23 protein-coding genes and 1 pseudogene are annotated in these 24249 nt (G+C 38.9%); all 24 read right to left on the reverse strand.

Translation table 11 applies throughout. From position 1 onward, the window contains the following. Positions 1-124: 124 nt before the first annotated feature. Positions 125-637 carry a GNAT family N-acetyltransferase gene (locus M1G01_RS07925; protein ID WP_247931551.1) on the reverse strand — a complete coding sequence of 171 codons (513 nt, stop codon included), beginning with the start codon at positions 635-637 and terminating at the stop codon, positions 125-127. A 62-nt stretch (positions 638-699) separates the two neighbouring features. Continuing rightward, complete coding sequence (locus M1G01_RS07930; protein WP_247931552.1) at positions 700-1665, reverse strand: hypothetical protein; 966 nt, start codon at positions 1663-1665, stop codon at positions 700-702. A gap of 239 nt (positions 1666-1904) precedes the next feature. Beyond that, the gene (locus M1G01_RS07935) at positions 1905-2198 is read right to left on the reverse strand and encodes a hypothetical protein (protein ID WP_247931553.1); all 294 of its coding nucleotides are present in this window, start codon (positions 2196-2198) and stop codon (positions 1905-1907) included. 200 nt (positions 2199-2398) lie between these two features. Beyond that, positions 2399-2707: a hypothetical protein gene (locus M1G01_RS07940; RefSeq protein ID WP_247931554.1), complete on the reverse strand. Its 309-nt coding sequence runs from the start codon at positions 2705-2707 to the stop codon at positions 2399-2401. A 121-nt stretch (positions 2708-2828) separates the two neighbouring features. Beyond that, complete coding sequence (locus tag M1G01_RS07945; protein WP_125418497.1) at positions 2829-3737, reverse strand: hypothetical protein; 909 nt, start codon at positions 3735-3737, stop codon at positions 2829-2831. A gap of 52 nt (positions 3738-3789) precedes the next feature. Next, positions 3790-4860 (reverse strand): hypothetical protein, encoded by a 1071-nt coding sequence (locus tag M1G01_RS07950; RefSeq protein ID WP_125418495.1) that lies wholly within the window; start codon positions 4858-4860, stop codon positions 3790-3792. Positions 4861-5224: 364 nt separating this feature from the next. Continuing rightward, positions 5225-5626, reverse strand: coding sequence for a hypothetical protein (locus tag M1G01_RS07955; RefSeq protein WP_070837560.1), 402 nt, complete (start codon positions 5624-5626; stop codon positions 5225-5227). 18 nt (positions 5627-5644) lie between these two features. Next, positions 5645-6553: a hypothetical protein gene (locus M1G01_RS07960; RefSeq protein ID WP_125418493.1), complete on the reverse strand. Its 909-nt coding sequence runs from the start codon at positions 6551-6553 to the stop codon at positions 5645-5647. Further along, positions 6519-7223 carry a hypothetical protein gene (locus M1G01_RS07965; RefSeq protein WP_247931555.1) on the reverse strand — a complete coding sequence of 235 codons (705 nt, stop codon included), beginning with the start codon at positions 7221-7223 and terminating at the stop codon, positions 6519-6521. The genes M1G01_RS07960 and M1G01_RS07965 overlap by 35 nt, the downstream gene beginning before the upstream one ends. A gap of 10 nt (positions 7224-7233) precedes the next feature. Next, positions 7234-7383, reverse strand: a pseudogene (locus tag M1G01_RS07970) (FtsK/SpoIIIE domain-containing protein); the annotation flags it as partial. Positions 7384-7539: 156 nt separating this feature from the next. Beyond that, entirely contained in the window at positions 7540-7911 is a 372-nt protein-coding gene (locus M1G01_RS07975; protein ID WP_070536154.1) for a hypothetical protein, read from the reverse strand. Beyond that, positions 7911-8960, reverse strand: a complete 1050-nt coding sequence (locus M1G01_RS07980) for a hypothetical protein (protein WP_125418489.1) — start codon at positions 8958-8960, stop codon at positions 7911-7913. The genes M1G01_RS07975 and M1G01_RS07980 overlap by 1 nt, the downstream gene beginning before the upstream one ends. A gap of 12 nt (positions 8961-8972) precedes the next feature. Continuing rightward, positions 8973-10910 carry a hypothetical protein gene (locus tag M1G01_RS07985; RefSeq protein ID WP_125418487.1) on the reverse strand — a complete coding sequence of 646 codons (1938 nt, stop codon included), beginning with the start codon at positions 10908-10910 and terminating at the stop codon, positions 8973-8975. A 3-nt stretch (positions 10911-10913) separates the two neighbouring features. Then, positions 10914-11282: a DUF5082 domain-containing protein gene (locus M1G01_RS07990; RefSeq protein WP_125418485.1), complete on the reverse strand. Its 369-nt coding sequence runs from the start codon at positions 11280-11282 to the stop codon at positions 10914-10916. Between the two features lie 9 nt (positions 11283-11291). After that, positions 11292-15692, reverse strand: coding sequence for a type VII secretion protein EssC (essC, locus tag M1G01_RS07995; RefSeq protein WP_247931557.1), 4401 nt, complete (start codon positions 15690-15692; stop codon positions 11292-11294). Positions 15693-15713: 21 nt separating this feature from the next. After that, positions 15714-16985, reverse strand: a complete 1272-nt coding sequence (gene essB, locus M1G01_RS08000) for a type VII secretion protein EssB (protein WP_247931558.1) — start codon at positions 16983-16985, stop codon at positions 15714-15716. Further along, entirely contained in the window at positions 16986-17225 is a 240-nt protein-coding gene (locus M1G01_RS08005; protein ID WP_000434883.1) for an EsaB/YukD family protein, read from the reverse strand. Between the two features lie 65 nt (positions 17226-17290). Further along, positions 17291-17755, reverse strand: coding sequence for a type VII secretion protein EssA (essA, locus tag M1G01_RS08010; RefSeq protein WP_000720507.1), 465 nt, complete (start codon positions 17753-17755; stop codon positions 17291-17293). An 11-nt stretch (positions 17756-17766) separates the two neighbouring features. After that, positions 17767-20796 carry a type VII secretion protein EsaA gene (gene esaA / locus M1G01_RS08015; RefSeq protein WP_247931559.1) on the reverse strand — a complete coding sequence of 1010 codons (3030 nt, stop codon included), beginning with the start codon at positions 20794-20796 and terminating at the stop codon, positions 17767-17769. Positions 20797-20867: 71 nt separating this feature from the next. Further along, the gene (locus tag M1G01_RS08020; RefSeq protein ID WP_001173991.1) at positions 20868-21152 is read right to left on the reverse strand and encodes a WXG100 family type VII secretion target; all 285 of its coding nucleotides are present in this window, start codon (positions 21150-21152) and stop codon (positions 20868-20870) included. Between the two features lie 229 nt (positions 21153-21381). Then, on the reverse strand, positions 21382-21690 hold the full coding sequence (locus tag M1G01_RS08025; RefSeq protein WP_000358232.1) for a hypothetical protein: 309 nt from the start codon (positions 21688-21690) through the stop codon (positions 21382-21384). A 13-nt stretch (positions 21691-21703) separates the two neighbouring features. Continuing rightward, entirely contained in the window at positions 21704-22018 is a 315-nt protein-coding gene (locus M1G01_RS08030) for a hypothetical protein (RefSeq protein WP_247931560.1), read from the reverse strand. After that, entirely contained in the window at positions 21999-23720 is a 1722-nt protein-coding gene (locus tag M1G01_RS08035) for an Mbeg1-like protein (RefSeq protein ID WP_247931561.1), read from the reverse strand. The genes M1G01_RS08030 and M1G01_RS08035 overlap by 20 nt, the downstream gene beginning before the upstream one ends. Further along, positions 23713-24114 (reverse strand): hypothetical protein, encoded by a 402-nt coding sequence (locus M1G01_RS08040; RefSeq protein ID WP_247931562.1) that lies wholly within the window; start codon positions 24112-24114, stop codon positions 23713-23715. Before M1G01_RS08040 ends, M1G01_RS08035 begins: the two co-directional genes overlap by 8 nt. Between the last annotated feature and the right edge of the window lie 135 nt (positions 24115-24249).

Raw genomic sequence — 24249 nt, forward strand, 5'->3', positions numbered from 1 at the left:
GGAAAATCAAATTTTAACAGACACAACTGGAGATTCTGAACAAAAAACATCCAAGAAAATATTCTTGAATGTCTGGACAGATTATAACTCCACTAACTTTGTTAGTAGACTGGAAATAATGATATTATGGCTTCCTTATCTCAAATACTGCTGTATGAACCCACTCATTATGAATGTGTAAGTCATTTTCTATCATTCTACTAAAGGTGAAACCATTTTTTATAAGCACCCTCTGAGAGGCCTGATTATCCGTTGCCGTTCCTGCAATGATTCTATTGAAACCGTAAGTCGTGAAGGCCTTGTCTAAAACGAGTTTAACCGCTTCGCTAGCATAACCTAAGTTAGTAACATTTTCCCCAATCCTATACCCAAGCTCTGCTGTTGTTCGATCATTCTCTAAAACACTTAAATTGATTCTGCCGACCATCATGCCTTGCGAATCTCTGATAAGATGCATGTAGACATCCCGATTCGTTTGTTCCGTTAACAATTCCCTCGTGATTTCTTTAAAACCTTCTAAATCAAAATAGTTAGCTGGTCTAGGAGGTAGATTTCGTTCAAAATACTCCCGATTTTCTTTTTCAAAAGAATAAACGTCTAGACTATTTTCCTCAGACAACAGCTCTAAACTAATCATTACAAAACTTCCCTTCTCTTCTTAGTAAAAATATTGTGAGACTGACCTAGTCCTAACAACTCCTACTCTAATTTTTGCAATAGCTTTACAACTTGCCGATTATCAATCCTCACATAGTAAACACCACTATCATTGACAAGTTTATCCTCTTCATACTTAGCAATTTTGACAGCATAAAGACCGCGTGGTAGGGGTTGGTTGGCAAAAAATTCCTTCATGAGCGTCTCAAGCTCTTTAAGATAGTCATCATATAAGAGATCTCTTTTTTCTTTTGGAACAAAATACTGAAATTCAAATGTTGGTATAAAAATCTCTTTTTGGAAAAGATATTGAGCATCCATGGGATACATTCCTTGCAGAGCTTGGCCCTTACTTTGATTTTCCTCTAATATTTCATTATAAAGATGGATATTATCAGATTGGCTATTAAATTCAAAACGAATACCTTGATACTTCAAATCAGGCAGTTGAGGATCTTTGATTGAACTATCCAGTGTTTTTAAGAATTCGCTGGTGCCTGGACTAACTTCAATCCCTAAATAGGCTAATTCTGGGAAAACATTATAAATTTTTTTATAATTTTTGTAATCAACCTCTGCATCTGTCTTTCTATATGTTTTATTTTCCGAAAAACGAGTATAGTATTCGAAACGACTCTTAGCCTGATAGGTTTTACCAGCTATAGTTTCACTATAGGTACCATGGATTATAAATCCTCCCACGCTTGTATAGTTTTTCTCGTATTTTTCTAACTCAAACTGTCCTGTAAGACCGTAATTTTGATAAGAACGATGCACAGCTTGCTCAATCTCAGTTCGACTTACATGAGCAAATAGCCCCCACATATCCATTAGAGAAAGAATAGGACTAACCACCGTTAGGATTGCGATGGGGATAACTATGGATAAGCAACCTATTAATATCCAATTTTTATTCTTGGAATTTCCTTCAGATTTTTTACCAGTTTTCTGTTTCCTTTTAAAAATTAGAACGAGCAAAACCACAATCCCTAATACTAATAAAATCAATCTACAATCTCCTTTTACTTTGGACAGCTGTTAACAGATGTATAGGAGACTGACAGAAATTCTCGACTCACCTGCTAACTTATCCTGAAATCCATAAACTCGTCTAAAACGAGGAACAATCCTTATCCCATTATACCACATGGGCAATGCCGTGAGAAGACGAGAAAAGCAAAAGAAAACCACCTGAATTTGTTTCAGGTGGTTAGTTTCATGGGACAAGGAATAGGCTCTATAAACCTTTATCTCTTTTTAGACTTCTTAACATGTTCCTTGTACATTTTTGACTTTTTCCCATACCATTCTTCGATGGTATAGCCATACTCTTCACGGTATTTCTCTTGATTTTTATTGACTGTATTCAAGTTCTCTAGAGTTACTACATTGGATTTAAAAAATGATACCAAAAATAGGCCTAGGAAAATAGGTGAAATTGGTAACAAAGCAAGCAAGAGATACGCTAGGAAATGATTGAGCCCGTTGATGAAGAGATTGATTCCATACATCAACAACCATAAAAATAAAATAACATTCAAAAATTTTTTATAATATTCTGAGGAGAAATAATCCTTGCTAGCGCGCTGCTTTGTGATCAGGATATAAACAAGGTAAATCAGTGATAACACAAAACCAACCCAGTAGACGATACGAATTGCTACTAGGGGGATTAAGTATAAGATGGCTATAAACCAACTATAATAAAAAATTAGAAATAAAATCAGCTGAAGAATCTGAGTCAATAAATAGGCTTTAATACGATTTCTTTTAGTAATGACATAACACCAACAAAATAAGAATAGAAAACCAAAGAAGCCATTGGGAGGATAAGCCCTTTTTCCACTGAAGTCAACTGTGTAACCATTGATGTCAATGGTATAGCTGGGTCATGCCCAGCTTCACTAGCCATTCGAAATAAACTTATCGGTAAAGACGTACCAATCATAACCATAAGAGAATATAGAGATAGTCCAAAAATCGCCTTTACTAAGCTTAATCTTCGTGCTGTTTCAAGTGCATCATTAATATCTTTTTGTATCTTATCCATTTATTTTCTCCTATTACCCAAACAAGGATGAGGCCGCTTTCAGACCACCATTGAAAAAATCAGAAACATTCTTGCCCACGCTTTTGACAGTCTCCAAGCCCTGGTGGATTCCATTTCAAATCTATTTTACGTGTTTCTCATACCATTCCTGATACTCTTGGAAACTGTTGAGTGGAGTCTCTTCCTTTGTTTTAGGATCTATCCCAACAACATCTAGCTTATCCTGACCGACCGGAGCAAACCAATGCCGCATATCTTGGAAAATAGCTTCCGGATCGGAATAGGCTCCTTTTCTAACTACTATATTAGCGGCTCCCTCCATAGCTTTATAATATTCGGGGTAGTCCCTAATAAAGTTTATATTAGTATCTTCTCTCACTTTTGAATCATTACTGTAGGCTAAATCGTAAGTGGGTATGAAGCCGTATTCAGTAGCTATCTTATCTAGATTGGTATAATCGAACGAAAAAGGGGTTCGTTTTGATTCTGCTTTATCTGTAGGTAGAGCTGGCACTATCTGTTCAGAAGCTACATCCAAAGCAACCTCCTTCTTATCTTCTCTATTTTGCTTATTCCTCAAAGAAAAAACTAAATAATCTTTCCCATCATTAGTGTAATTTCTTGTAGAATAAAAATCTACTCTATAATTTTGGTCATAGGTTTGGATCAGTTTGACTACATCAATCGTCTTTGGTAGGTTCTCTAAATGATTGAGTTCATAAACATCTAGTGTTAATTCCACTAAATTACTGTCGCTCCTCCCAACAAATTTTGCATTACTTGTGACAAAATAGTTAGATAGAACATTTGGAGTCATAAGTTCCTTCATTTTATAGTAAACATAGCGATTCTGGGAACCAAAGGTTTCGATACGCTCCACCTCTGTTTTAACTATCAATACCTCATGGTCTTCCTGCCATTGGACATATATGGGCCAAGTATAGGAATAGACACCATAGCCCACCAAAGAAACTAGAAGCAAGCCCACAAACACCTTAGTTCGGAAGCTGAGAGTCTTTAGGTATTTCATTTGGTAAGAATCCTCCTTTATTTGACGTTGAACAAATAGAGCTAATCCCCTCTTATTCTCCTTTGTCAACCAATATTCGGCGTTGTTTGTTCAGTTCGCGGTCTTTGGCAACATCGTAATACAAGTCAAACTCTTCTTTGGTATTGACTGAATGCTCTTGACCATCCTTACTGAGTTCGGCTGGAATCGTCAATCCTTCGTAAAGATTCGTATTAGCTGGGACAAAAAGCTGATACAAATCAAGAAACTGTGGAACATCTCCGTAAACCTTATCATAATCATACTTAGAATCAATCAAAAGGAAAAACTGAGAATCTTTCTCACTTAATACTTGATAAACTTTAGGCGCAGCTGTCTCCAAAACACTTCCCTTCAATACATCTTGACGAAAAGACAATTTATTTTGATTCAACAAATCATACGCTGTAGATGTTCTCAAATCGGTTGTCATCTTTCCCATCTTGTCCTTTAAAGGACCTAAATCTACTGAAGGTGTTTCAGGATACTTTTGTATTTTTGTATCTTCCCAATCAATTTGCTTGGTTTCTAAATTCAGCCATAATTGTTTTTTCTGTGATAGCTCCCATCCTCGTTTGTATACTTGTATGGAAATGTAGTCTTTGCCATCTTTTTCGATAATACCTCCAGTATCTTCCGGTATATAATCAGGGTTATAGTCCTCTACAAGTTTATAAAGATCGAGCTGACTGCCTTCCAATTTTTGATCATCTATTCGATAAATGGACATGGCATAATAAACTTCGGGATCCTCTTTAGGTAATTTTTGTGTTCCTCTATAGGTAGAATTATGGAAGTACTTGCGTACGATAAAGCGTTGATTGGAGGCACCATGAACACCCAAAAAGTTTTCACTCAAGTCCGGATTGTATTTGGCAAACAATCGGTCTTCTTCTGGATTCAGCGACTTCCAATGCACGGCCACTCCCCTGCCATCTTCTAAAAACTCATAAGAATCAATTTCCCATTTTCCTGTATAGTAACCCATATTTTCATATTTTTGGCGTTCTTTCTTGGCCTGCTCTGATTGTTGATAACTATGATAGCCCCATAGAAGCAGAACACCCAACAGGACAGATCCGACTATTAGTAGTACTTTCTTCATTTCTCTCCCCCCTTATTACCATATTTCCGTTCGAAATACTCTCAACTTTTCCTTTTACCTGATTTAGACTATTCGCCATCTTTTGAATCTGCTTTGAAATGATTGCCAAACAGGAAAACAAAAGGAAAATGTCCTTGTCCCATTATACCACATGAACGATACCGTGAGAAGATGTGGAAAACAAAAGAAAACCACCTGAAATGAATTCAGGTGGAGCTTACTTATAATGTCACCGCATCAAGATTAAAACGATTAATCAACAGATGAAATAAATTATGTTTTCTATAAAAATATTAGAAAAAGTCTGAGAAACAGTTTTACTGTCTCCACTAACTTATATTACCTCTTACAAGAAAAGTCGACATTAAGGAAAGTCTCGATAACGTTCATTATTCATTTCGACTTGTTTTCTTCGTATGCCTCTCTCCTTGCTATTTTTTCCTTGAGAAACATAATAGTCTTCTCTCTGTTCACGAGTTCCCATCGGGATTTCTTCTAACTTTCCTTCAATCATATCCTTTAACTGTTCTTCTGATTGTTGGAAAGCTCCTGCAACCTTACTTAAGAATGAATCTAGTCCAGTTACTACTGATGTTAAGTCTTTACTACTTTTAGCTGCAGCTCCAAATGCATCGTCTAGATACTTAGCAGAATCATCATTTACTACACCAGTAGAGACAAAGTTGCCCCCATCTGCTCCCATATAGTTTTCTAAGTAAGCCTGAATCGACTGGATCTCATCCACTTTAATTCGTCGTCTTATCATACTATCCTCCTTCCAAATCTATTTTACGTGTTTCTCATACCATTCCTGATACTCTTGGAAACTGTTGAGCGGAGTCTCTTCCTTTGTTTTAGGATCTATCCCAACAACATCTAGCTTATCCTGACCGACCGGCGCAAACCAATGCCGCATATCTTGGAAAATAGCTTCCGGATCGGAATAGGCTCCTTTTCTAACTACTATTTTAGCCGCACCTTCCATACCCTTATAATATTCAGGATAATCTGCAATGAAGTTTATGTTGGTATCTTGTGTATTCTTATAACTACTCCCGTAAGATAAGTCGTAGTAAGTTATAAAACCATAGTCATGGATTATTTCCCAAAGATTCGTCTCAGAAAACGAAAAGGTTACCCATTTTGATTCTGTTTTATCTGTAGGTAGAGCTGGCACTATCTGTTCAGAATCCACATCCAAAGCAACCTCCTTCTTATCTTCCTTATTCTCCTTATTCACTAAAGAAAGAACGATATAATCCTTTCCCCCATCAGTATAGCCTCTTCTTGCCTGAAAGTCTAACTTATAACTTTCATCATAGCTTTGAACCAGTTTGACTACATCAATCGTCTTTGGTGGGTTCTCTAAATGGTTGAGATCATACACATCAAATGATAACTCGACTGGTTGATTACTTTCTCTACCAACAAGTTTGGCAGTCTTCATGACATAATGGTTAGATAAAACATCTGGAGTCACTGAGTCTCTTGTTTTATAATAAACATAACGGTTCTGGGAACCAAAGGTTTCGATACGCTCCACCTCTGTTTTGACTATCAATACCTCATGGTCTTTCTGCCACTGGACATATATGGGCAAGGTATAGGAATAGACACCATAGCCCACCAAAGAAACTAGAAGCAAGCCCACAAACATCTTAGTTCGGAAGCTGAGAGTCTTTAGGTATTTCATTTGGTAAGAATCCTCCTTCTGCTATTTTTTTATAAACATCAATATATTCACTAGCTAATCTCTCTCGAGTATAATACCCACCTTTAGAATCCATTAGGGCGTCTTTGTTACTCGCTCCATGTAATCCCTCCCAGACTTTGGTAATCCCGACTTGATCAATTGTTTTACCTCCTTTTCCTCGGAGATAATTTTTCACTTCTTCTGTGTAAGGACCACTATCACTTTCTACATTAGTAAGAGCATCTTGAGATTTTTCCACATAGTCCAAAGCATCCTTTACACTTTTTCCATCTTCCAAGGCCTTATGGAATATGAGGGATTTCAAGCCTGTCCTATCCATGTCATGAATCTGTAGAGCCGACTGAAGATCATACTGGGGAGTAAAACTAACAGCCTTATAACTATAATCTCCTCTAACTGTATCCGTAATAGAGCGGCCTCCATAGTCAACTAATGCAGCTTTCAAAGCTGTATTTGATTTAATCATTTGCTCTGTAATCTCATTGGAAGTTTCTATATATTTACTTACTGCATGCAGTGCATCCAAGGATAAACCGGCCGGCTTAGCAAACTTACCAGAAAAGTAGTCCTTATTGTTTCTAACGGCTTCAATATGGTCTGACACTCCATCTTTATAAGTGAATGTATCTGAGAGAACAGTAATCCCCATTGCAGCGAGTGGCCCGTATGGATTGGGCACCATCCAAGTTAGTAATCGTCCCCAAGAGATGGGGAAGTTTTTTAAAGAGATTGGCCATACCACCACCCTTGTAGTCAATCAGCAAGAAAGCCACATCATGAGGGTGGAAGTTAACAGCGAGGGATAGGATATTTTTTGTAAATAGCAGAGCAGATAAACAAGCGAAAAATATAGAATTTTCAAGGTACTAGAAAAAAATGTTCTTGTCTCATTATACCACATGAGAGATACTGCGAGAAGATGAGAAAAGAAAACCACCTGAACATCATTCAGGTGATTCATATAATTATGGGAAATCACTATATTGCTGTTTGTAGATTTCCCTCTGCTTTTCACTAATGTATCTCTTTTTTCTCATCTCAGCATCACTTTTACCATTTGCATACTGTTGGAAAGTGCTACCTTCTATAACATGGCCTAATTCCCTATCCATTCTCGCAAACTCACTCGCTACCATATTCAAATATTCATCGAATGACTCAATTACGGGAACTAATTCTTTAGTTAAAGCTTTCACCGCATCTGTTGCAGAAGCCAAGTGAGTAGTTGCAGAAGAATCTATAAGACTCGAACTCTTCTCTTCTATTCTGCTACTCATATCCTCAAAGCTATGCTTCACGCTTTTTATATGTTCTGGTAATATTCGTTTTTGTCCCATTATTCTTCCTCCGTACTGGATTTATAATATTGTAAGAACTCTTCTTCGCTTTGAACCAAATGTTCCTGTCCATCTTTCGAACTAGCTGCTGGAATGGTGATATCCTTAAAAATATTTGTACCCTCTGGAAGAACCAGCTTTAAGAGAGAGATTTCAAAACGAACATCTTCTTCTCCAAGAAAATCTAGTTCAGACAACACCCCTTTGCTTAATATATCAAACACCTTTGGATATTTGCTTGACAAGGACAGGTATTGGGATTTTTCTACTGGTTCTTTAAAACCAAAGTTAGATAAGACAAAGGCAAACTTTTCGCTTGAAAATTTATTATTCGAAATAAGAATATCATCTAACTTCGGTTTGTATGATTCTTTCTTATCGTTATAAAGATCTTTGGAAGTTTTACCAGATGGAGTAGTTGCTACTATCTTTCCATCCTCTATATCAATAAGCCCAGTTTCCATTTTCATTTCTGGCTGTTGACCAATAGCCATACTAATTGGTAAGTAAGTTTTTCCTTGTTCCGTATACAAGAAATAATTAACGTCACGAACTCTTCTTGGAATATAATCCTTATTATATTCTCTTACCATCTTAAATACGTCATAGGTTTTTTGTTTGATTGTCCCATCTTTCGTATCATAGACGTCTAACAACCAGTACTCTCCCTGCTCTGGAATATTACTTTTCAAATATGGAACCGCATCTTCTTCAAGAATCCAATACTTATACGTGGCTGATTTTAACTTATAACTTTGTTGGATGATATAGCGTTCTCCATTAACTCTCGTCATTTTTTCTACATTGACACGCGAATCATATTTTTTAGCTTCTTCTGCTTCCTTTAATTCTGACTCATTATCCCACTCAATTGCTACTGCCTTGTTATCATCCAAAAATTCATAATTCACAATTTTTACCCTTGGACTCCACATAACAAACTGAGTAAGTTCATGTCTGCGATATGCCTGATAAGCAAAGTATAGCCCTATGACAGTGAGTGCAAGAAGTAGGACTTGAACTAATTTTGATTTCATTATTTTTTTCATTATCTTCCCTCATCAGTGATTCGTATTGATATTCCGATTATATTTTGCCTTCAAATAGTCAAAATATTTTGCCCCATCATCAGCTTCCGCATCATCCTGAACTTTATCCATTAATTTAATAGCCTTATTTACTTGTTCCAATTGCTTCCGATCCATGGTTTCAAAACTTAAGCTTGAATCTTTTCCTAAAACATAATTGATTACGTCACTATCAAACTCATTCGGACGCTGTTTTAGTTTATTTTCAAACGTTGTAAATTCTTCTTGAGTCTTATACTTCTCAAAAAATAATTTCGTGCCGTACTTATCCATCTCTGCGATTCGTTGAGAAACTTCAAAACGATAATAACTCGTATCAGAAACGATTCTTTGATTACTACCGTCAGATGGTGTTCCACCTTCAAATACCCAGCCACCTTTACCAACCATTTCTCTTTTCAGTTTAGCTATTTGTTCCAATTCTTCAGTTGAGACCTTTTTCCAGTTTTCGACACCTTTTACAACTGAAGCGACCTCACTGCTCATTTGGCTATCAATTGCATCATGAGCCTCTGCACCGACTAATTTTAATAACTTGAAAGCTGCTCCATACTTTGAAAATGCCATCGATGCAACTCCACTCGCAACATCTCGAAGTGTTTCAAATACAATTTCTTTCCTTTTTTGATCTAACTCTTCTAAACGATGTGTAATTTCCTCTTTATTCAACTCAGATGAATTTACTTTGAAATCACTACTATATTCTTGAGTAGTAGACTTGAATCCTTCAACTTTATAACCGGATGCTTGTCCAATCACTCTAAAAATAGTTCTTCCATCAGAATTAAACTCAAAACTAATCTGCTGTGGATCGGCTACTGAAATATTTGATCCATTTGGTTTGAATGTTTTCTTTCCAAATTTAATAGAGTACAATCCCCTATTAATACCAATTACTTCATTTATGGCATTCTCTTTGATAAATTCCGCCTTCATTTTACTATAATCGTGACCTACTTGTTCAAACTTCAAGGCCATATCAGCTTGATGGACAACAGCTAAACTCTGCCCCGTAGTCGTAAATTTATCCAACCAAGCAGAACTATCAGCCAATTCCATCTTCCCTATTTCATTATAGAACGACTGTAACTTATCTGTACTCTTATCTTTGACCCAAGTCGCCATACCATCAACCATTAAAAATACCACTGTGTCTCTGACATTATTTCTATTCACTTGAGAAATTAATGCTTGATTGTCCCCATAAACCGAATCTAATGCTTTTGCCTCATCAATATTATTTATAGTATCTAAAGGATTCATATGTAATCCTTGTGCTAGCATATTAAACACGGCTTTAGGAGATAAGTTCAAAGTAATTTGTGCCTGACCAACACTCCCCTTTAAAGTGGTAATGGATTCTAGAACTTGCTGTAAATTTTGACTAAAAGTGTCATGAGCACTCTGAAATGGTGTATGAGTATTTAAACGTTCTTTAGATGCATCGTCTAAACTACTCGAAGTGGTATTCGTAATAACTGACAAATCGATAGTCGATTCTCCTAGAGCATCTGTCGCGGTATCTAATGCCGACTGCAATGTTTTAGCAACTGATTGCAACGTTTCTTTTTGACTACCCGTTAACTTGTTTTGGACAGAGGTATTCCCTGTTCCACTAGTCCACGCTTCATTAGTAAAACCAACACCACTGACACTTGATTCAAAATCACTGACCACCGTTGCATATTTTTTTAAAACTTCAGGTATCTGATTAAAGATTTTACCTTGCAGGTCATTAAGACTCTGTAGAAAAGCATTGATAGCCTCACCCTCTGAACCTTCAATCTGGATATTAAAGGTTCGAGCAGTATCATTTGTTGCAGTGCTTAAACTTTTTGAGAATTTATTAATAGACTGACTGTACTCAGCTATACCTGGTAGGTCAAGAACTTTAATAATATCATCACTCATTAATTAATCCTCCTCTGTATTTGCAATCTCATAACTAAGAGCATTCATTCCAAATCGGAGCCCCGCTGCCTCTGATTTCAACTCATCAATTTTGGCACTTAATTTCGATAAGACATCCGTTTTGTGACCCTCAAATTTTGTAGACGCATCTTTTAGCAGTTTTTCCTCATTTGTTGTCTCCTGCTCATAGGGTTTCCCCGATAAATTATACATAGTTTTAATTGTATCATAATCCGTTAAATCATATGTAATTTCTGTAGAAACACCTGAAAGACTACTCTTTACACTCTCTAACTCCGAAATGTTTGCAGTCACTGTCGTGAATTTAGATGATAACTCATTTAATTGAACTTGTAATTCTGCTTTTCCCATTGTTCCTCCTTATACCATTAATACTTTCATCTTACTTGCCAATCCATCTGTCACATAGTAATGTTCTTGTTCTTCCAACAATGACTCACGTATAGGCCTATTTGTGACTGTGATAATATTCTGGTCTACCAATCTCATTGCGACGATAGATTGTTTGAAAACTTTTATTCCCTTAGAAATTGGATCAATCTGTTTATACAACTGACTATTACTCATCGAAATTAAAGCATAGCCTGCTCGTAGCCCTTTCTCAAGAACATAATGTAAAGAAGTTTGGTCATCTATACTTAACTCTTCCATTAATTCCACTTGATTAAATAGAATAATAGTGGCTTCGTGCTTATTCTTACGTTTTTCTATCCGTTCTTGGACATTAGCTTTTATTGTCTCAATTCCTGCCTGATATTCCTCTGGACTTGCAAGAATCGTCACACCTTCCATTTCAGGTAGGCTATGATACTTCGGTGCCAAGACGATGACTTTCTGTTTCCCTTTGGCAATGTGTTTTACCAAGGCTGTCATCTGCTCTTCTTTATCTGTTAGGTAAAGAAGATTGCCTTTAGCCAGATTCCAAGTAACGGGCTCAACTGTCTCCAAGTCAAGTCCTAATGGCACGAGGCCGTGTTCATAGGCAGTCTGCACGCTGGCTCGGCTATAGAAGTCTTTCTCTGTCAACTCCTCCGGCACCATCGGAATGGCACTTGGGCGTTGTCCTGTCCAGGCTTCTTGGAGGGAAGCCACTTCCTGACGTAGGTTGTTGAGGACTTGGGTGTCATTGGCTCCATAAACTGGGAGTGCCAGCTGGATGACATCCACCTCTTCCCGCTTCATAAGAGCTCGTCCCTTGATATCTTCCATGGTCATAGCAAGTGGGGTAGAGCCCACGATGGCCCGCACTTCACCTGCCTCATTCTGTGGCAGGCTCAACTGGTGCTTGAAGTTCGAGTAAAGTTGAGCACGAAGGTTGGTCTGACGACCGGCTGTCACCAAGAGGTGAACCCCGATACTGAGACCTTCACGAGAGATACGCACCAAGAGCTTGAAGAGTTCCGCCTCATAGGCTTCTTCCTTGAAGGCCTCATAGCTATCTAAGAGGATGACGATAGCCGGCTCTTCCTGACCACTGGCCTGACGGTAGAGGTCTAAAGTCCCAACACCATAGTCCGCAAGGAGTTTCTTACGACGGTTAAGTTCTCTCTCCATGATTCGTACAAACTTAGAGATCTTCTCCGTTTGGTCCAGAAGCATGGTATCCGCTACCTGTGGTAGCTTAGACAATGGAGCCAAACCATTGGTCCCAAAGTCCATCAAGTACATGGTAAGGGCATTGGGACTGAATTTGCGAGCCAAGTCCATACCAGCAGTCTGAAGGAAGGTGGTCTTTCCTGTACCCGGACTTCCGTAGAGGAGGATATGACCATCCTTGGAGAGATTGATAGAGACAGCTTCCTGCTTCTGGGCCTGCGGGATATCCGCCATCCCTAAGAGGACAGAGAGTGGTTTCTCTTGTCCCCATGCTACTGCTGGTTGCACTTCTTCCAGCTCCTCTAGCGCGATGCGCTCCTTAAGTGGTGGCAACCATGGCTGCGGCACTGGAGGAATCTCTTGTTCCTCACACAAGAGCTGGATATGGTGCACTATCGCATCCAACTCTGTTGGAACTTCCTTGATCTCATCCACATCTTCTAAGCCTGAAAGATCTTCATTCAAAATCTCATACTGCCCCAATTCATTGATCAGGTAGATGGTATGATCCTCGATCCCCATATCGTCCTTATCCGGCTGGTAATCCGCACCTGACCAAGCTGACTGGAAGAGCTCATAGACTTCATTATTTCCGACTTGCAGATAGGCACGCCCCGTCTGGGTAATTTCGGCCGCATCCGGTGTATGAAGCATTTCATTGGAGTCCGAACGATCCGCCACCTTAAGGGCAATCTTGAAGCGAGAGTTGGACCAGATCTGGTCATCCACCACACCAGATGGTTTCTGAGTAGCTAGGATCAAGTGGACCCCGAGGGAACGTCCGACACGCGCGATAGATACCAGCTCCTTGATAAAGTCTGGCTGGTTAACCTTGAGCTCTGCGAACTCATCTGAGATGAGGAAAAGGTGAGGGAGCGGTTCTGTCGCTTCTCCATTTTTAAATTTCTTCTGGTATTGATTGATATGGTTGACTTCGAACTCTCCAAAGAGTCGTTCACGACGATGGATCTCCGCATTGATCGAAGCCAGAGCCCGCATGGATTGGGCTCCATCCAAGTTGGTAATGGTTCCCAAGAGATGGGGCAGGTTTTTAAAGAGATTGGCCATCCCACCACCCTTATAGTCAATCAGCAAGAAAGCCACATCATGAGGGTGGAAGTTAACAGCGAGGGATAGGATGTAGGATTGGATGGTTTCTGACTTCCCTGAACCAGTCGTCCCTGCGATCAAACCATGAGGTCCATGGGCTTTTTCATGCAGATTGAGCTGAACCAGGTCATCCTGACCACGCAGACCAATTGGCACAGCCAAACTCTTGTAAGGTGCGTTCTTTTTCCAACGGCTCGATACCTGCAAATCCTCAAAGGTCTCCGCCCCATACATTTCCATAAAGGTCACAGAATCTGGGATCGAACTCTTAAGGTTTTGGAGGTGATTGAGCGGTGCCAAGGTACGGGCGATCCGCTCCTTGTCATAATCTGCTGGGAAATGATCCAAACGGAAGTCCGTCTCTTTCAAGACTCCTTCTTCCATGACCAGTTGGCCTGTATTACGGTCCTTGATATTGATCACTGTTTGGATGTTCTCAGACAAGGAACTCATGACATCCTCTACAAAGATGAGGGAACAACCTAATTCCGTTGGATCTTCGGTAAAGAACTCCATGATGATATGATCCAAAATCAGCTTCTCATCGGTCACTAAAACCACGTAATGAGGATGGAAGAGGGTGCTCTCTTTGTGGGTTGCTTCTTCCTTTTGACTACGGCGTAGTTTCAAGATTTGGTTCAAACTATTGAGAACTTGGTCCCGTGTTCGTTGATTGTAGACAAAACCGCGAACATTGAGTTCTTGCAGTTTAGCATGAGGTAGCCAACGCATCCAAGACCATTGCTCTTTTTCCTCTTCAGGCAAGATCGTAATAAACTGCACATCATGATAAGAATGGAAAGTCGCTAGCTGCATCACCAAAAGTTGCAGTTGTTCTAGAACGAGATTTCTAGGTCCAATATAACCCACCGGTCCATGGCTGAGGTTTGCCGGAATTGGCATATCTGGGATCTTTTTGTGACGACTATAGAGAGCGTAACCCTCTTCTTCTAGAGCATCCTTCTTACCGCTACGCTCCTGTTGACCGTATTTCAAGTCATAGCTAGTCGGCATTTTCCCGAGTCCCAAACGATAGTATAAAAAGTCAAAATGCAAGGGAGTCTTTTCGTAAATCCGATGATTGTAACTCTCAACCAAGTCCGTCAATTCTAAAATCGTTGGAAAATGATAGTGCATCCCTTCTTTTTGTTCTCGTTCCAGACGAGTCAACTCTTTGACCTTATCTTTCAGGTAAAGACGATAGAGATCGACCCGTTCCTTCTTATCAGCCTTGTACTTTTTACGATTTTTGATAAAACCACGGATAGAAAAAATCATTGTGGTTATGGACATCCCTACTGTCGCAAGGATATAGATCCCTCGAGGTTGAATTAAGGTGATTAAGACGGTTACTCCGACCATCATCAGAGGAGGAACGATCAGCTTTAACAGTTCATCGCTCGGTTTAACCGGTTCCTGGCCTGGGGGATTGATCAAGATTTTATCCTCGCTACCACGATAGATGATCCGTGGAGAACGATGATAATCTGGATAATCTTCATAAAAACCATATCGAGATGGTTCTCTCAGAGTCAGTTGTGGCCCAACTTGGGCAGGACCCTGAACCCATACTTCATCTGGATAGAACTTGATCGTCACCGTCCCTAGACTCAACTCATCTCCAAAACCAATCAATTGCTGGTCCATTTGTTCCAGATGATTGTTTCGATAGAATGCGCCTTTTAGTCGAGTTAACGTCCATTGATTTTGGGATTTTTGGAGTAAGAGTTCAGCATCTCCATCTAGTGTGATCAACGCACCTCTTTGAGAGCCAATCTGAAACTCTGATAAATCCAAAAGGTCATAAACCCTTGGCTCCCCTTCTCGGAGATAAAAGACGACCTCACCCAAACGTAGACCATCTTTCAAGTGTCCCGCTTCATCATCGTACTGATAAAAGACCTCGCCACCATCGACCTTGAGCTGAATCGGTCTTTCCTGTTGAGAAAGGTAGACTTGGGCCTTTTCAGTCGCTCCGATCAAGACCGTCTTATCTGCACCCAGTTCTACTTCATAACGCAGACCTTGGCTGTAGAAAATGATTTGTTTTTTCATAATTTCTCTCCTTGGTCTACTTTAATTGCTAGAGGAGCTACTTGGAACAGGTTTCTTCTCAGATGACGGTTTGCTTTCAGAAGCCTTGTCTTGAGGGTTAGGAGTTGTAGAAGCATTGGAGCTTGATTCACTCGTTAGTAGCTCACTTCGACTATCCCAGTATTTCTTATACTCGCTTTCCAAAGTATTCAACTTACTTTCACGGTCTTTTCCTGACAAGTTACCATCTTCTCGAACCTGCTTGATTTCCTGAGTCAAAGCGTAGAGAATCAAGTCACTGTCGTTAATCCGTTTGGCAATATCAAGAGCCTCTTCAAAACGATTGCGCCCAACCTGGATCCAGTAAGTCAAATAAAGCTCATCTGACTTGAGTGTTACGTTGTTCAAGATGACTTTCTTTTGTTCAGAAGAAAATTCCAACCCCTGAATATAAGAGTAAGCCAACTCATACTTTTGCGTATTCGGCAAGCTAGCTGGATCAATTCTCTCTAATTCTGTAATAACACCACTATAATCCACTTTAATAAAGGCAGTATCAGCCTGCAACATCTTTTCTTTGAAAGGATTTTGCACAAAAATCAGATAGATCAGTGGAACGATTAGCAAGACAACGCTGGCTGTTAACCAAATCGTTGCCAATTTAAAGACACGATGGCGTCTACTTGGAACCAAGACCAAATCTGCCCGTTCTTTCGCAGCCTTCTCCGTGTAGTACTTCTCCAAAACAGCTACTGCAGCCTCTATATCATCTGCCTGACATAGGTCATTTAAGAAGTCTGGCAAGGTCTCTAATTCCAAGGAACCATTATAAAGATCCATGAAATCCAAATCGCTAAATAGTGTTACTGTAAAACATTTAGCCTGGCGTAAAAAATCTTCTGAGGATATGGATTGAGGAACCATCAGACCAGGAATTCCACGATAAGCAATCTTAGCTTGAGCATCCTTGGTAATAAAGAGATTTACTGGGTGCAAAAGGAAAGTCACAGGTAACTCCAAGGCGCCCTCTAGACGAAAAACGTTTAGGGCCAAACGGATTCTTTCCGAAATGGTACATTCCTTTATTTCCTCATAAGTCAGTCCATGTGCTTCGACTTGATAGGAGAAGGTGACACTATCCTCATCAGACACCATCGATTGCTCCAAAAAGAATGGATGATGTAAATCCAATAGTAAGAGTTCCCGTAAATCTTGACTCGCAACATCTGAACGTTTGAGTTTTAATTCCCAGTTTGTTTCATTTTTTTCATAGACAAACGACTGTCCACCAAATTCAAATTTTTCTTCAGCCACCTATATCTCCTCAATTTCTACTAAATCTCCTGTCGTCATAGGATAATCAGACAGATGTTTCCCTTCATCAATCAACAAACCTTTATTGACAATTCTTAATTGATATTTTTTTCGCTTGATACCTGGATTAAAAATCGTATCCACTTCTCGCACCAGCCGGCGCACTTCAATTCGCCGTGGAATGCGAATATCCACATCTCTTTCTCTCAAACGTAGGGTAATATTGATATGTTGCTCCACCTTTTACACGCCTCCTATGTCTGGTTTATCCTTTTCTAAGTTATTTAGACAGACTAGTTGTAAAATTAGTCCATCCCTTCTACCATCACACGATAACTCATTACTGCCGTTGCTCCAAAAAGCAAGAAAATCAACACCACATAGAATATCTCCGGAAGAAAGTCATTCAGACCACCTTTTTCTACATGGCCTATATTTGTTTGGAACTTGATTGTTTTTTGAGCATTGGGCTGAAACAACTGTTCTTCAGAAGATTTTTTCACTGGTCTCTGTATAGCAGAAAACAGTTGGCCCCTTTCTGTGATCAACTGTTCCTCTTGATGCTGTTGCATGTCCTGCAACCTCTTTTGAGTCGCTTCATTAAAAAGCTCCTTGATTTGTTCAGACTGTAGACCAAATTTCAATCCCTCTTTCTTTTCAAGTCGGGAATCATCAATCTGCAGACTGTTATCCTTCAAATCATCTGCAGCAGCCCCAGAGACTGCTGCACATGTTACTAAGGTAAGAAGGAAAAGAATGATTTTCTTCATATTTCTAATTTCTATTCTTTCTCAGCTTGGCTTGCTTGAAACCACAAACTACTTTCTCTGATAAAAACATTTATAACAAGTAAAACAGCTATGACAACAATCGTTGCAACAAAAGCGATAATTGCTGCTGGATGTCCATCAAAGTATCCTGAGAGCAAACCTTCTAATATCGATAACGCATTGAGATTTTTGATAAATGCTGGGAAACCAGTTAGACTTGCTGTTGTCCCAATAGCATTTGATAGGTAGACAAAGCTAATCATCATAAAGAAGGAGAGTCCCATACCAATCACTCGGAAATGTTTAAGCAATAGATATTGTCCTTGAATCAGTACAAATGCGGCTAAAACAATTAATAGAACCCAAGATGGTTGATATTCACGGCCAACCTGTAGCTGAACACTTGATACAACACCAACTACCAATCCGACAACGAGACTTAAAGCAGATAGGATGGTTACCGTCATCAAGTCTGTATCATGTAACTTATCAAGTTTGAACTTATCTTTGACTTTGCGAATAACGTTTTGAGTTGCAAACAGATAGGCTGTAAAGAGGCTAACAATCTCCAATAGTAAAATCCATGTAAATGGACGGTAAACATTGACAGTCGCTTTTACTGAAGTAGCATTTTGGGTAACAGGATTGGATAAGAAGTTCAACAACACTTCATTTGGTACCCCATTTTGATAGGCATTATTCAGAACCTTCACAAAGGATTCTACAAAGTTTCCATTGTTAGTCAATTCTTCGTTAAACTGCGTCATCAAGGAGTCGGCATCTTGTGACAACTTTTCAGTACTTGTTTGAGCGTTTGACAATTCACGATTGAAATTACTTAAAGTCTCATTAACAGACTCAGCCGCCTTGACATTGCTTTGAGAAGACTCCTTCACACCCTTAGTTTCTGATAAGAGAGTTGCATAATCAGTATTTAGAGTCTTCAGTTGATTATTAGTCTCTTCAAAAGCATCATTGCCTTTCCCTTGCTCCTCAACCAAATCATCTAGTTTCTTTTCCAACTTCTTGTACAACTCTAACTGTTCATTGATTTTTGTATTCAATTCTTGGTTGGTAGTCAAAACATCCTGCACATTTTTTTCTAGAACAGGCTTCAGTTTAGTCAGTGCTGACAAGGCTTTATCTACTTTCCCTTTGACACCATCAGTTTCTTTATCGCTAGCAGGTGTAGTTAAGCTGTCTTCATATTTCTTCAGATTTGAACTAATAGCTTCAAGCCAAATATTTGACAAAGCATCTGTTACATCACTATCTCGTAACTCTTTGACAGCATTGTATGCTTGTCTGAGTGCTTCCACCTTTTGGTAGTCAGAAGCTATTTTCTGAACCTTTTGTCCATAACTCACTGCTGCTTGCTGAACACGTAACACATCTACTGGAGCACTGGCTGCTTGGACATCATTCAAGGAAATATTAATTGATTTTAGCTCTGCTTTTGGAGCTGGGCTTGGAGTCCCGGTTGAACCTGTAGTTGGAGTCGGAGCTGCCTCTGCAACACTATAGGCTACTTTAAAAGTCCCACCCGTCTTCAAATCAATTTCTTGACCAAACTCAACTGGTGTACCATCATAAGTGACTGAGTGAACTGTCACTCCTGATTCAGCTTTCCATGATACCTTAGCCTTTGTTCCTGTTCGTCCAACAGCACTCGTACTCGTGATTGCCAGATCTTCCAAATTCTTCAAATCAGTCGAATTGATTTCGTCACTAGGCTCTTTGATTGTTTTTAATTCAGTATAGTTTACAGAAGGAATTGTGATTGGTGTCATACCAAAACCACTAAATTCTTTTCCACTAAAGTCTTCTTTGGGTAATTCTGAGATTGCAGAAGCCAACTGCTCTTTGAGAGATTCTACAGCCTTCTCTAGGTCTTTGTTTGCAGCTGTATCCAAAAATTGCTTAAGAGTGATTTTGCTCTTCTCACTTGTCCCATAGTAAGTGGCTAATTTCTCATCGACAAAGTTACGAATATCTTTTTTATGATTCTCAAACTTGGTTCTTTCATCTGTTAGATTGGTCTCTAAAGTAGCAATCTCTGCGCTGATATTATCTGCTACTTTTTTATAGTAAACCTCAACTTCAGATGACGTACCATCAGAGGATGCTGCTGTTCCGTCTATATTAGAAGTCAGATTACCTTGAGCTTTAATTAATTCCTTATAGGTTTCAATTTGTCCCTTAACGTCTTCCCGACTCTGAGAAATGAGCCCAGTGATAACATCCGCATGATTTTTCTTCTCAGTGACCCTATCCTGAAGCAGAGTGTCAAGCTTTTTACCATAGGCAATCTGTGAAACGTCATAACGACCAAAAATCTGAGAATAACTATCCAAACCTGTCTTTAAAGCACTGTTGGCGTCAACAGAAGAACTAGACATACTATAGAGAGTTGGGAAAAGATTTTTAGAGTTGATAGCTGTATTATATAAATTCGTACGATAGTTTCCGATATTGGTCGCTTGTATCTGTGAGCTGGCTTGAACATTCTTTTGTGCTGTATAAAGGTTGTTCAAAATACTAGCCATATACATATCGACTAACTGACCATTCAAATCAGCAACAATATCTTTCGCTAGTTTATTTGCATCATTTTCTACTTGCAAATTTCCTTGCGCATTCACCTTATAATTGATGGTTGTCTTATCAACATTGATGCTGTTAATATCGAGTATTTTTTCAGAAAAGTCACTAGGAATTGTTAAAACGAGTTGGTATTTCCCACTTTCTAACCCAGAATCAGCTGCTCCACGAGGGACAACAGACCAGTTTTGTGAATTATCACGCTCGATATTTTTTACATAACTAGCACCTAGATTGTATTCTTTTGTATCTACGTAGACAGGCTTATCTTCATTTACGATAGCTACATTTAATTTTGTCTGCTGATTAGCCTTTGCATTATTTTCATTGCTAATCGTTGTATTTTTTTGAACAGATAGATTCAAAAAAATAATCAATGCAAGCAATCCTAATGCCAGCAGACTACTTCCTATATATTTAAAAATTCTATTCTTCTTCATATTACTTTAAATCTTCTCCGTCATAAAAAATAGGAAGGCTCTCGCCCTCCTAAAGCCACTTATATAACAAATTAAATTTGTGATGCAAGATCTTGGTCGTTTTGTTCAACAATTTCAGCAACCTTGTTCAACTGTGCATTGATTTCATCAAGCAAAGTTGCAAACTCCTCAATTTTTGGAGACAATTCTGTGAATTGGCGATCAAAGCTCTCAAAAGCAGCACCTTTCCAGTTGTCTCGGATAGTATTTTGCTCTTGAGTCAATGTACGAAGTACTTGTCTTACTTCCTCAGAACCTTGAGTGTACTTTTGAGCAGAGGTGCGCAATTCTTCTGTTGTTAATTGAATTAAAGCCATGTGAAACTCCTTTATATTAATTTATGCCCTCATTATATCAATAATTTGCCTCAATTGCAAGTTTAAAATTCATTTTTTATTCTATTTATAAAAAATAAGAGCTGTTTCCATCTAAAAACTAGTAAGAAGGATTAAATTATCTACTTTTCTTGTATAATTACTTCTTTTTTTATTTATAATAACAAAGTATAACAAACTCATATCATCCTTCTTTTATAAGGTATATTTGTTAAACGTTCTTTTCTTCTAACTTTCTATGAAAGTTTTTATTCTCTTGATGACGAGCTTCCAACACATTCTCTATACGACTCTTGTAAAGTTGATGATAGTTATCCAAATTGTTCTCTATCTCAAAGATATATGGTTGAATTTCAGCAAAACTACTGTCTCTGCATGCATAGGAAAGCGCCTCTAGGAGATGATCCGTCTCCCTACTAAACTTGTGGAAATCATCATCCAAATCCATCTCCAAACGCTCTAAGTCTCGTAATTTACGATTATGCTCATCCTCTAGTTTCTGAAGTTCCTTTTTATCCATGACGAGTTTTCTCCTAGTTTTTGATCGGACTTTGTAAAGTAGGGGTTTGCATGGTCTGGGTCAAGTAAGTTTCGGCAGCATCAGCGGCCTTGCCCTCAAATCCACCCTTAATATTGTTTACATAAGTCTTAGAAGCGTACTCTTGCATATCTGAAGCTGCTTCTTGCAACTTTTTAGCTAACTCCATTCCTTTAGCAAGGATTGACAGTTCTTTTGCAGTTACTAAGGCCCTGACTGCTTGGCGTTCTTGTTCCTTCATTCTTTCTTTGAAGCCACTGTCGAGTTGCTCTCTTGTAATTAAAGTATCCTCATCCGTTAGGACTAACATTTTTTCCCCTCCATGTTTGTTTTACATCCGCCAATAGATTGTTAAAATCTTCAGCACTATCTGTATCTATGGTTTCAAAGGAACCACTAGCTTTAACCAGGCTTTCCCCTAGTTGCTCGATTTGTGTCAGGAAGGATGTTGCTGCAGTCTTCGTGTCACTTGCAACGCCTTCATCCCAAAAGCTTATTGTGTCAAAACCAGAAAGTAGATTTGTAACTTCTGAACTTGACAAATATCCAACCATGTCAAACGCTGTCTGTCTTGTTTCTTTTATCATGTTTTGAATATCTTCCTTAGCATCTGAAAGTAAGGTTTTCACAGATTTAACTTTGTCTTCCATGTCAAAATTTGCCAACTGGGCTGCTGTCTGAAGCAACTGAGCTCGGACCAAAATTCTCTTTTCTCCTGTAAGATTACCATTTCTCAGTTGTTCCTGATAACGAGGAATAGCTTCTCTATCCCATTTTATAGATTCCTGACGAGCTTCTTCGACAATTTTACTATACTCTGTTTTAAAATTCTCATAAAAGCCATATCCGATAGATGCCTTATTTACGATTTCCCCCCTCATAATGGCATTTAAAACATTTGAGGCTGCATTTTCATCAACTCCTAAAGTTCTTAGAACACCCAAGGTTGTTGCAATTAATCGAGCCAGCTTTTCACCAGCCCTGAGCAATTCTGGGTGAAAATCCTCAGACGCAGTCAATAAATTTCCTTTTCCATCCGATTGGAAAACACCAAAGTCATGGGAGCTTTCCGGATCAGTAATTTGGGTATAATGAAGGGGGACAAGGACATTGACTTTACCGACGGGTTTCTTAAGGGGTTCATCGGAGTCCCCAGGTAATTTGGTAATGGTATGCTCACGATTAAGCATCCCCACGACATCAAATGGATTGACATAGTACTCGATTTTTTCGCTAATCTTTTTGATTTTCTCATCACTGAGGCCCATTTTCTTTAAACTCTTTGTCGTGTCCGGACCGTCAAAGAGGACTACTTTGCCGATTTTCTCCAGTTCTTGATCACTGAGGCCAGCTACCCCTTGCGCAGAGACAATGGTTCCTAGGGAGTGAGCTGTGATGTCCATCGTCGCATTTGGAGCCTTTTCGCGCATCTCAGCGATCTTCGTTTTCATTCCTACTGTTGCTAACTTGGCTTGCGGCGTATGGATATGGTTGAGCGCAAACTGAGCATCGTTGTCAATCCAGTCGTTCAAATTCTCTATACTGATAGCATCACTTCCGCGGATAGTCATATAGGTTTTCTTGGTATCATTAGTCAAGGTTGGCGTATCCGTTAAATAGTAGGCATTAAAACCAGCTTTCTCATCAGTTAAGAGTCCTTTTTGATAGCGTTTGATAGGATACTCTTCTTGGTGAACCCCTCCTCCAGGATCACCAACTTGGAGTTTTATCGTGTCTTCCACAGTATGTAAATCAGAATCTGGCTGCAGGTAAACCTTACCATTATGGGGAAGATGTTTCCCTCCGGGAGTGATTTCCCATTCTTTTTTATCCTTGTTATAAATCTTAGTATCTTGAGAGAAATCAAATTCTAGAGAATCTCCATTATCTAACAATTTTCTAATATCTTTCAATTGAGACTCATAGGGAAACCTAACCGGCCTCCCTAGATAAGCAGACTGAGCTAAATCTGCATAAAAATTATCAAAGGTTTTTAAGTTACTATTAGTCAAAAATCCTTCCTCCTACTCGCAATGGACTGCCTTGCGTCATAGTATCAAAAACAACTCGTCCATCCTCAATTTCAAAAATTACTTGCCAAGTTGAGCCCTCTATATTATTAAAACCTCCTCCAACTATTACAACATTACCTCCCCCTTGTGGAGTTCCATTTCCAACTTTTTCCCACATTGTTTCATCCCAATCAATCTGAACAGATTCTACTTTAGGATTTAAAGATTTTACAAACTCTTTAATCTCTTCTTCATGCTCCTTCAGATAAGCTAACTGCTTAGCCCGTGGGCTCAGAGTTATTCCTCCAAATAGATTTGTTTCTTGTGCCATCCATGCGCCTCCTCCAAATACTACAAGAGCTAAAACTAGCCAAAGTAAAGTACATTTTTTCATTTCTTTCCTCCTATATAGCGGAATCTAAATTTATTATATCATAATTGTAAAAAAATACTTTTAGCAAGTATTCTAAGTTAGTAGAGAATTAGTAATATTAAATTTGAGTAAAAATTATCAAAATTTTTTAAGTTG

It is taken from the genome of Streptococcus oralis (genome assembly GCF_023110055.1).
Lineage (GTDB): Bacteria > Bacillota > Bacilli > Lactobacillales > Streptococcaceae > Streptococcus > Streptococcus oralis_BY.